Source organism: Microcoleus sp. PH2017_35_SFW_U_B (assembly GCF_020737865.1).
Lineage (GTDB): Bacteria > Cyanobacteriota > Cyanobacteriia > Cyanobacteriales > Microcoleaceae > Microcoleus.
Window position 1 is genome coordinate 1 of record NZ_JAEQDE010000157.1, and the last position, 10,195, is coordinate 10,195.

A 10,195-nucleotide genomic window follows, 5' to 3' on the forward strand; every position below is an offset into this window, starting at 1 on the left:
CGACTCGATACAGAAAAAACTTATCTTTAACCAAGCTTGAATATATTGATCGCTCCTGCTCTTGGTTGGCAATCAATTATTCAGCAAGCCCTACATAGGAGTGACGGCTATGGCTATGAGCTTTAATTTGCTCCCGTTGACTCGGAATTACTCCAATAAAACGATTTCTAGCGATCGGACTACGAGTCGCGAAATATTGCAGTGATCGGTGTCAGTACAGACGGGGCAAAATCTCACACCAAGTTTGCAGCTAAATATCAACTGCCTTTTCCCTTGCTGTGCGACTCAAACGCCGAAGTGGCAACCGCCTACGGTTGTTACGGACTCAAAAAATTTATGGGCAAAGAATTTATGGGCATTACTCGATCGACCTTCGCGATCGACCCTAATGGTAGGATTGAAAATGTTTGGCGCAAAGTCAAACCAGAATCTCACGCAGCGGAGATTTTAGGACAGTTGCCGGACATTTTGCCTGAAAGAAGAATATAATAATTCTGACCCCAAATCTGCGAGATAGCAGGTCTAAAATTACTTTCCCCTAAACAAGCTTTTGAGTGTATGCGTAGATTGTGGCAATTTGTACAGACTGTGCTGGGTCTGATTTTTCGACATCCCGTCACTGGTACCGCCGTGATTCCTGTGTTACCTGACGGGCGAATAGTGTTAATTCGACGCCGCGACAACGGTCGCTGGGCACTTCCGGGAGGTATGGTGGATTGGGGAGAGGATATTCCGACAACAGTGCGCCGAGAATTGGCGGAGGAAACAGGACTCGATTTAGTCAAAATTCGTCGCTTGGTGGGCGTTTATTCGGCTGCCGATCGAGATCCTCGCTTGCACTCGATTTGTATCGTGGTGGAAGCAGAGGTGCAGGGCAAGATGCAAGTTCAGGATTCGCTTGAAATCAGCGAGGTGGAGGCTTTTTTGCCGACTGCGCTGCCGGAAGACCAGCTTAGCCATGATAATGGCGAACACTTGCAGAACTATTTTCAAGGCCTGACAACTTTAGCGTAAATTCTCAGGGCATCTACATTTGAGCAACGTTGGGAATTACCTCACCTTAACAAGCTACCTTTTATTAGTAGGGAATTAATTTTTAATGTTTCCATGCTTTAATTTATGATATCTGAACATTAATTTAATAATCTTTTTATTGCTGAATATTAAACCGGATGTACTCACCGTTACGCAATTCTCGGGTCAAACTCTCTTTAGGACACATTTTCTGGCGCGAAGTCGGCAGAGGCCCAAATTTAGTATTTTTGCATGGTTCTTGGGGCGACGGCAGTCAGTGGCTGCGGACGATCGAGCTTTTGAGCCCGGACTTCCAATGCTTCGCACCAGATTTGCTGGGCTTTGGCGACTCGGAACACCCAAATGTTAATTATTCGATCGATCTGGAAGTAGAATGTCTCGCCCAATACCTCGATGCTTTGAACCTGCAAGAGGTTTATTTAATTGGTGACTCTTTGGGCGGCTGGGTGGCTGCTAGCTACGCCATCAAATATCCCGATCGAGTTCAGGGTTTAGTGTTGTTAGCCCCAGAAGGCGTCAAGGCTGGCAACCAGGGGGGGCGGTGGCAGACGGCTAGCTGGCTGATAGCTCAACCTCCGTTGGCATACTGGTTGTTGCGATCGATCTATCCAATTGCTAAGTTGCTGGGGGGTCAAAAGCAGATTGACAGACTGCTAAACTTGAGACAGCAGTTGATGCAGTCCCCAGTTGCCGTGCAGTTGCTGTTCGGGCGGCGGCGGTCTGAAATTATAGCAGAGTTAGTTGATGAGAATTTGGCCTTGCTGAAAGCGCCTGTTTTGGTTTTGCAAGGTTCTGAAGATACCCCCGCAGCTTTGTCTCTGTGTCAATCCTATGCCGCTCTGGCTCCTAATGCCGAACTGGAATCTGTCAGTCCGGGAGACATCAATTTGCCGCAGGAAGTCCCGGATATTGTTGCTCGCTATATTCGCCAGTTTGCCAAATGAATTGGTCATTGGTACACCTTTTAAAAAGGTATGTTGTTGCGCTTGAGCGCTCTTTATATGCAAGAGCGCTTAAGCGCAACAACGTGCCTAATATGCAAGAGCGCTTAAGCGCAACAACGTGCCTAATATGCAAGAGCGCTTAAGCGCAACAACGTGCCTAATAAACATTAACCTGCATAATAGAGCCAGTTGCTGCGTTTAACACTGTGTTGATTGAGGCAGATTTTTTCTGTTCTTATTATTCCCATTCCGATTGATTGCAAAGAATTGGTCGCCGTCAACATTTAACAAACTAATATGAATTCAAAAAAAATACAACCGTATGCCCCTGTTCCAAACCTGTACGGAATCAATCATTACCAATTCTTCAACATCAAATCTCAATCAATTGGTCAATCCCCCAATCCCTCAATCTAAAATCTAAAATCTAAAATCTAAAATCCCACGGTTCCCCAAAAAATAGCCTCTGGTGCGTCAATTACCGAGGAAGCCGTATCGGGAAATAGTGCGGTCAGGTATTTCAATAACAAAATGCGATCGCCCCCCGTGACTGCAATTTTGCTATTCGGAAACAACCTCCGCCAATCTTCAATAAAATCCCTAACTCCTGCCACCGCCGCATATACAACCCCGCTTTGAATTGCCCCAGCAGTATCTGTAGCCCAGCGACGCGGCAGATTTTCTGGTAAGCCTACTGAGGGCAATGCAGCGGTTTTTTTCCCTAACGAGGACAACTGCAAACCCAAACCCGGTAAGATGGCACCCCCGACTAAATACCTATTGACATTAGCCCCAGTAAATGTTAGAGCTGTACCAGCATCTATCAGTAAAATTGGCCAACCCAATTGGTTGCCAGCACCCAATAAAGCTAAAGCTCTGTCAATCCCCAGGCTAGGATAGAGTCCCCCGATCGGTAACTGGTCTAAAGTAATAATTCGGACTTCAGGATAACTCTGCCAAATTGCTGTTTGCTGGGGAACTACTGAGGCCAAAACTAAAGGTGGCGGCACTACAGAAAGTGTGTGAGGACTAGACACAGCGGGAGTAGCAGGAAGACAAAGCAGATTTTGAGCTGATATTTGCTCGATCGACCTCATCACCGTTTCCACCAAATATTCCGCTTTTTCTGCCTCACAGAGCCGGGAAACAGCATCAGTTTTGAGATGCTCAGTATCCCATGTTCTCTCCAAAGTTCTGCCCTTAAATAATCCCCAGTGCAACCGCGAATTGCCGATCGCCAAAGCTATTTTAACCAGGCTTTTACCTGTCAATCCAGCGATCGGGTTGTCAGTGCCAGATCCCGGACAAAAATTGTCGGCAATTGAGTTTTTCATGTTCATCGATCGATCGCGCGCAAACATTATCACTAAAGATAGATTTTAGATTAATTTTATTCGCTTAGGGGGACGGTTAACTCTAATTGACATCTGACGAAAAAGATGGCGCGTGCCTCATTAGTATTGTCGGCTCCTTGACCATAATTATTATTTATAAATATTTGTAAAGCAAATAATTGCTATGCTCGGGATATATCATTTATAATGTTTTAATATCGTCCTAAATTCGTGGTAGCGACGATCTGCTGTTGGCGGGGTAAGCAAATGTGTAAACAACCAGAGTCTATCAAAATACTGTACAAGTGCTGAGTAAATATGTCTTTAAAAATACAACAACAAGAAACCCCCTGGCAGAGACTGACTGCGCGGTTGCCTGAATCAGGTAACTGGAATCAAGAAGAAGGTCTTTCGCTGCCGGAAGTAGACCAACAAAAAGCCATCATCGTGCAGATGCAGCAGCAAGTTCAGCTATCAAACTTGCTCAACGAAATTAATAACGAAATTCGCAGCACCCTTGATATAGAACAGATTTTAACATCGGCGTGCCGATTGCTGGGGCAAGCGCTACAGTGCAGCCGCGCGAGTATTTTAGTCAAAGAATCCAATACAGAAAAAACGTTAGTCACGCGGGGAGAGTACAACGCGGGAGACTATCCCATACAACTGGGGATGAAAGTACCGATTACTGACAACCCGCACTTGGCCGCAGTCGTGTCTGGACAAGAGTCGCTAGCATTGACGAAGTTTCTGGATTTTCCGGGGTTAAATGCACAAACCCGAAAAATTGCCGAGACTTTGGAAATTAAGTCAATGCTGGCAGTCGCTACTCGCTATCAAGGTGAAGTGAATGGCATAATTGGCTTGCATCAGTGCGATCGCGAACGGGAATGGACTGATTGGGAACGGCAACTGTTAGAAGGGGTAGCATCGCAATTGGCGATCGCGATCAATCAAGCCAAACTCTACAGCAAAACCCGCCGTCAAGCCGAACGAGAATCTCTGCTGCGACTGATTGGCAACCAAATTCGCAGTACCCTGGATCTGGGAACTATCCTGCAAACAGCGGTGAGAGAAGTCCGCCAATGGTTGCAGTGCGATCGGGTAATTATCTACCAGTTTGAAGATAACTGGCAAGGAAAAGTTGTCGTTGAAGATATGACAGTTCCTTGGCCTTCTATTCTAGGAGATATGGGGGAAGATAAGTGTTTTAGGGGAAATTACGCCGATCTTTACCAGCAAGGGCGAGTCAAAGCAATTAATGATATTTTTAATGCCGGTTTAGAGCCTTGTCACGTTGATTTCTTAGACAGCTTGCAGGTAAAAGCTAATCTGATCGTACCCATTGTTACATCCGGTAGCGAAGAAAATTTACTCGCTACAGCCGGAAGTCCTGTAAAATTTCCCGGTAAACTGTGGGGTTTGCTGATTGCTCACGAGTGCGGCGATACGCGAAATTGGCAGCGCCAAGAAATGGAGTTGCTGTCGCAGCTAGCCGACCAAATGGCGATCGCGATTCAGCAAGCAGAACTTTACAGCCAAGTCCGAGAAGCTGCGGTCAAATCTCAAGCTCAAACCCAGCAATTGCAAGCCGCAATGCAAGAATTGCGATCGGCGCAGCAGCAATTGATTCAAAGCGAAAAAATGTCTGGTTTGGGGCAAATGGTAGCGGGAATTGCTCACGAAATCAACAATGCCAACAATTTCATTCACGCTAACTTGTTTCACGCTCAAGAATATTTTAAAGTCTTAAACGAAGCTCTAGAATTGTGCGGGAATGCCTGCCCAGAAGCAGCGGAGGCAATTGTCAGAATCAATGAAGAACTAGAACTCGATTACGTTCGAGATGACTTTGGCAAACTGCTCAATTCGATGCGGGAAGGCAGCAGCAGGATTAGAGCGATCGTGATGACGCTGCGAAATTTTTCTCGCTTAGATCACGCAGAATTTAAAGCTGTGGATTTGCATGAAGGTTTGGAAAGCAGTTTATTGATGCTGCAAAATAAACTAAAATCAAATATAAAAATTGACAAGCAATACGGAAATCTGCCGCCAGTCAAATGTCATGCCGGTCAAATCAACCAAGTATTTTATAATTTGATTGACAATGCCTTAGATGCGATCGCCTGGGCCGACAAACCGGGAGAATTAACGATCCGCAGTTGGCAAAGCGAGCCGGACTGGGTAACAATCTCTGTGCGCGATACAGGAAGTGGCATTCCGGCGCACATTCAAGACAAGATTTTTGACCCGTTTTTTACGACTAAACCTGTAGGAAAAGGTACTGGTTTGGGGCTTTCAGTGTGCTATCAGGTAATTGTACAAGCTCACGGCGGGCGGATTCGGTGCGTCAGTCAGGTTGGTGAAGGCACTGAGTTGATTGTGGAGTTACCACTTACTAATCAGAAGGGATAAGATTTGTCATATTATTTCCTCCGAGAACTCCCACAATAAAATTCGATCGTTGGCCCCAACGTAACAACACTTCGGAGAGTTTCAGGGCCGCCCTATGAGCGGCTAGAAACCCGGTTTCTACGAGTTTTTTGTTGGGAACGAGAAATATACGAAGAAACCGGGTTTCTGAGGTCGCGGGTGCGTGTATTTTTTTTTAGCTCGATCGGCAAAATCATAATTTTGTCAAGACCCGATCGGTAGATTTGTGCAAAAACTGGCGTGAAGCGAATCTATCGGGTAGGGAATCGCCCAACTCAAACATTAATAACTTTGAAGTTACTTAACAGCATCATAAGAAATTTTATGAAGATTTACAAAAGAAACGTGTCAGAATGGAAACAATAAGGTAATGGATAACAGACAAGGAGGCAGAGTATGGTAGCCCTGACTGAACGAGTCCAACGCAGATTGACGGTGGAAAAGGTCGAAATTGCCTCTGATACAACGGCAATTCGATGCCTGGACTGGGATAGAGACCGTTTTGACATCGAATTCGGGCTCAAAAACGGTACAACTTACAACTCTTTCATCATTCGCGGCGAAAAAACAGCCCTCGTAGATACCTCGCACGAGAAGTTTCGCCAGCAATATATGGACACTCTGAAGGGGGAAATTGACCCGAAAGAGATTGATTATCTAATTATCAGCCACACTGAACCAGACCACAGCGGTTTGGTGAAAGATGTGCTGGCTTTGGCACCCCAGGCGATTGTCGTGGGGGCGAAGGTAGCAATTCAATTTTTAGAAAACCTGATACACCAGCCATTTGAGCGACTTGTAGTCAAAAATGGGGACAAACTAGATTTAGGAAACGGCCACGTTATCGAATTTGTGTCGGCGCCGAATTTGCACTGGCCTGATACTATTTTCAGCTACGACAGCAAAACTCAGGTGATGTTCACCTGCGATGCTTTCGGGATGCACTACTGTTCTGACAGTACCTATGATGACGATTTAGCGGCGGTTGAGGAGGATTATCACTTTTATTATGAGTGTTTGATGGCTCCAAATGCTCGATCGGTACTGAGTGCAATGAAGCGGATGGCCGAGTTGGGAGAAATCGGTACGGTGGCAACCGGTCACGGGCCGCTGCTCAGGTACAATGTGGTGGAACTTACCGGACGTTACAAAAAGTGGAGCCAAGAACAAGCTAAGGCAGAAACCACTGTAGCGGTATTTTACACTTCTGATTACGGATTTAGCGATCGCCTCGCCCAAGCCATTGCCCACGGGATTACCAAAACCGGTGTCGCCGTAGAAATGATGGACTTGAAAACCGCCGAATTGCAGGAAGTGCGGGAACTTGTCGGTAGCGCTGCGGGGATTGTGATTTGTTCGCCACCGAGTAATGGCGCTGCTGCGGAGAATGCCGAAGCTGCTATTAACACAATTTTAGTTGCAGCTAACAACAAACAATCCTTCGGTTTGTGCGAATCCGGCGGTGGCGATGACGCATCGATTTATCCGCTGCGAAACAAGTTCAAAGAGTTGGGTTTGAAAGAAGCATTTCCCAACATTTTGATTAAAGAAGCGCCGACGGAAGCGATTTATCAAGTTTGCGACGAAGCCGGTACCGACTTGGGACAGTGGCTGTCGCGGGACAAGGCTGTCAAACAGATGAAATCCCTGGATAGCGATGTTGATAAAGCTTTGGGACGCATCAGCGGCGGATTGTACATTATTACTGCTCAAAAAGGCGAGGTTAGCAGTGCGATGTTGGCTTCTTGGGTGACGCAAGCCAGCTTTAAACCGCTGGGTTTAACTATAGCAGTTGCGAAGGATCGGGCGATCGAATCGATGATGCACGCGGGTGATAAGTTTGTACTCAACGTGCTGGAAGAAGGCAATTATCAAAGCTTGATGAAGCACTTTTTGAAGCGTTTTGCCCCAGGTGCCGATCGATTTGCCGGAGTTAAAACTCAACCTGCTACCAACGGTTCTCCGATTTTGACCGATGCTTTGGCCTACATGGAATGCGAAGTGGTCAGCAGGATGGAACTTTCGGATCATCATATCGTATATGCTACGGTCGATAGCGGCCGCGTCTCCAATCCCGAAGCACTGCCGGCAGTTCACCACCGCAAAGTCGGCAATCACTATTAGTCAGTTGACAGTTGACAGTTGACAGTTGACAGTTGACGGTTGTCAGTTGTCAGTTGACTGTTGAGTGTTGTCAAAAGCAAGAGAGAAATTAAACCCTCGAGTTTTTTGTCTTTCTTGTCTGAGTCAACACACTCCAAAGGTATTAGTAAGGTGCGTCAGCCGAAGTTTTATTCGAGTTAATCATCAACTATCTGCTGACGCACCCTACATTTAAACACAGGACGATGCTACTGTATTTCTTCCTTTCTCCCTCTGCGTCCTCTGCGTCCTCTGCGGTTAATAAAAAAAATCTCATTCACAAAATCAACAGTTTCCCCCTTGCAAACTTAATATAGATAGGTGCAATTAATGACTAATACTTTGACTCCTAGACTCGCATCTAATACCAAACCCCGCGACGTGCAGTTTGTCCCAATTGCCACAGATACCGCAGCAGTGCGATCGCGCACTTGGGACAGACTAAAATTTGAAGTAGAATATTCCCTGCAAAGGGGGACAACAGCCAACAGCTATCTCATTCAAGCTGACAAAACTGCTTTGTTCGACCCGCCGGGAGAATCTTTCACCCAAAATTATCTGGAATCTTTGCAGAAACGGGTGGACTTGAAAATGCTGGATTACATAATTTTGGGGCATTTCAATGCTAACAGATCCGTCACGATCAAAGCTTTGTTAGAATTGGCTCCACAAGTAGCTTTTGTTTGTACGAATCCGGCGGCTATTGGTTTGCGATCGGCTTTTCCCGAACAAGAGTTAAACATTATGATCGTTCGGGGTGAAGAAACTCTTGATTTAGGTAAAGGTCACAAATTAAAATTCCTGGCGACTCCGACTCCGCGCTGGCCTGATGAACTTTGCACCTACGATCCGCAAACTCGAATCGTGTTCACTGACAAATTTTTTGGTTCTCACGTTTGCGGCGATCAAGTATTTGATGAAGGCTGGAGCGTTTACAGCGAAGATCGGCGCTATTATTACGATTCCCTGCACGCATCTCAGGCGAAACAAGTGCTGACAGCAATGGATAAATTAGCTGATTTGCCAACAGCATTTTACGCTCCCGGTCACGGGCCGATCGTCCGTTACGGCCTCCACGAATTGAGCAATTTGTATCGGGAATGGAGCCAACAACAAAATTCAAAAGACTTGACAGTTGCTTTGATTTATGCTTCGGCTTACGGCAATACTGCTACTTTGGCGCAGGCGATCGCCAAAGGGATTACGAAGGCCGGTGTTGCTGTAGAAAGCATCAATTGCGAATTTGCCGAACCGGGAGAAATTCAAGAGGCGATCGAGAAATGTGCCGGATTTATCATCGGTACTCCGACGCTAGCCGGACACGCACCGACGCAAATTCAAACGGCTTTGGGAATTGTGTTGTCTACAGCAACTAAAAGCAAATTAGCGGGGGTTTTCGGTTCTTTTGGCTGGAGTGGCGAGGCGATCGACTTAGTGGAAGGAAAATTAAAAGATGCTGGCTATCGGATTGGATTTGAGCCGATTCGAGCCAAGTTTAAGCCGACGGCTGCGACGATTCACGAGTGCAAAGAAGCGGGAACGGATTTTGCTCAAGCCTTGATTAAGTCGCAAAAATTGCGGGCGCCGAAACCGCAGTTGACTGGTGGGAGCGATCGCACGGAACAAGCTGTAGGAAGATTGGTAGGTTCCCTGTGTGTACTGTCGGCGCGGCGCGGGGATGTCACGAGTGCGATGTTGGCTTCGTGGGTGTCGCAAGCCACGTTTAGCCCTCCGGGTTTGACGATTGCGGTGGCTAAAGATCGATCGATCGAAGCTTTGATGTACGCCGGAGATAAATTTGTGCTCAACATCTTAGCAGAAGGGCGACAGTTGCGGAAGTATTTCATGAAAAACTTTGCTCCGGGAGAAGACAGATTTGCCGGAGTTGAAACAACAGAAGCTAGCAACGGCTGTCCGGTTTTGACTGAAGCTTTAGCTTATCTCGAATGCGAAGTGATCGGTCGGATGGAATGCGGGGATCACTGGGTGGTTTATGCGGCGGTTGAAAGCGGTCATTTGTTGAAAAATGACGGGGTGACAGCCGTGCACTACCGGAAATCTGGGAGTCATTATTAAGCTGCATAGGTACGTAGTTGCGCTTCAGCGCGCTCTTTCCTAAGATCCGGAAAGAGCGCTGAAGCGCAACAACATACCTTAGCCAGCCTTTTGGTAGTTTTATATATGCTATCCTGACAATTAAACCGCACCTTAGGGACTCGCGGACAAATAAAATACCAGTCAAAATGGGATAATCGTGATATCCCATTTTGGTAAAGTTTCAGAACGTTGCCATGAGGGCAAATATTG

General features: G+C 46.5%; 6 protein-coding genes and 1 pseudogene. 6 read left to right on the top strand and 1 reads right to left on the bottom strand.

Annotation, left to right across the window (positions count from 1 at the left end; all coding sequences use genetic code 11):
• Positions 1–189: 189 nt before the first annotated feature.
• The 3 genes and pseudogenes from JGK36_RS32015 to JGK36_RS32025 all read left to right on the top strand — a co-directional run.
• Positions 190–489 (top strand): annotated as a pseudogene (locus JGK36_RS32015) (peroxiredoxin); the annotation flags it as partial.
• 69 nt (positions 490–558) lie between these two features.
• On the top strand, positions 559–1,014 hold the full coding sequence (locus tag JGK36_RS32020; RefSeq protein WP_293185753.1) for an NUDIX hydrolase: 456 nt from the start codon (positions 559–561) through the stop codon (positions 1,012–1,014).
• A gap of 158 nt (positions 1,015–1,172) precedes the next feature.
• Positions 1,173–1,979: an alpha/beta hydrolase gene (locus JGK36_RS32025; protein ID WP_293185754.1), complete on the top strand. Its 807-nt coding sequence runs from the start codon at positions 1,173–1,175 to the stop codon at positions 1,977–1,979.
• A gap of 434 nt (positions 1,980–2,413) precedes the next feature.
• Here JGK36_RS32025 and JGK36_RS32030 read toward each other — a convergent pair whose 3' ends face one another.
• Positions 2,414–3,313 carry a pantothenate kinase gene (locus tag JGK36_RS32030; protein WP_293185755.1) on the bottom strand — a complete coding sequence of 300 codons (900 nt, stop codon included), beginning with the start codon at positions 3,311–3,313 and terminating at the stop codon, positions 2,414–2,416.
• A 318-nt stretch (positions 3,314–3,631) separates the two neighbouring features.
• Between JGK36_RS32030 and JGK36_RS32035 the strand changes: the two genes are divergently transcribed.
• The 3 genes from JGK36_RS32035 to JGK36_RS32045 all read left to right on the top strand — a co-directional run bounded on the left by JGK36_RS32035 (position 3,632) and on the right by JGK36_RS32045 (position 9,964).
• A complete protein-coding gene (locus JGK36_RS32035; protein ID WP_293199174.1) occupies positions 3,632–5,728 on the top strand; it encodes a GAF domain-containing protein in 2,097 nt (698 codons plus the stop codon).
• 414 nt (positions 5,729–6,142) lie between these two features.
• Positions 6,143–7,870, top strand: a complete 1,728-nt coding sequence (locus tag JGK36_RS32040; RefSeq protein WP_293185758.1) for a diflavin flavoprotein — start codon at positions 6,143–6,145, stop codon at positions 7,868–7,870.
• Positions 7,871–8,218: 348 nt separating this feature from the next.
• Positions 8,219–9,964, top strand: coding sequence for a diflavin flavoprotein (locus JGK36_RS32045; protein WP_293199177.1), 1,746 nt, complete (start codon positions 8,219–8,221; stop codon positions 9,962–9,964).
• The last annotated feature ends 231 nt before the right edge of the window (positions 9,965–10,195 follow it).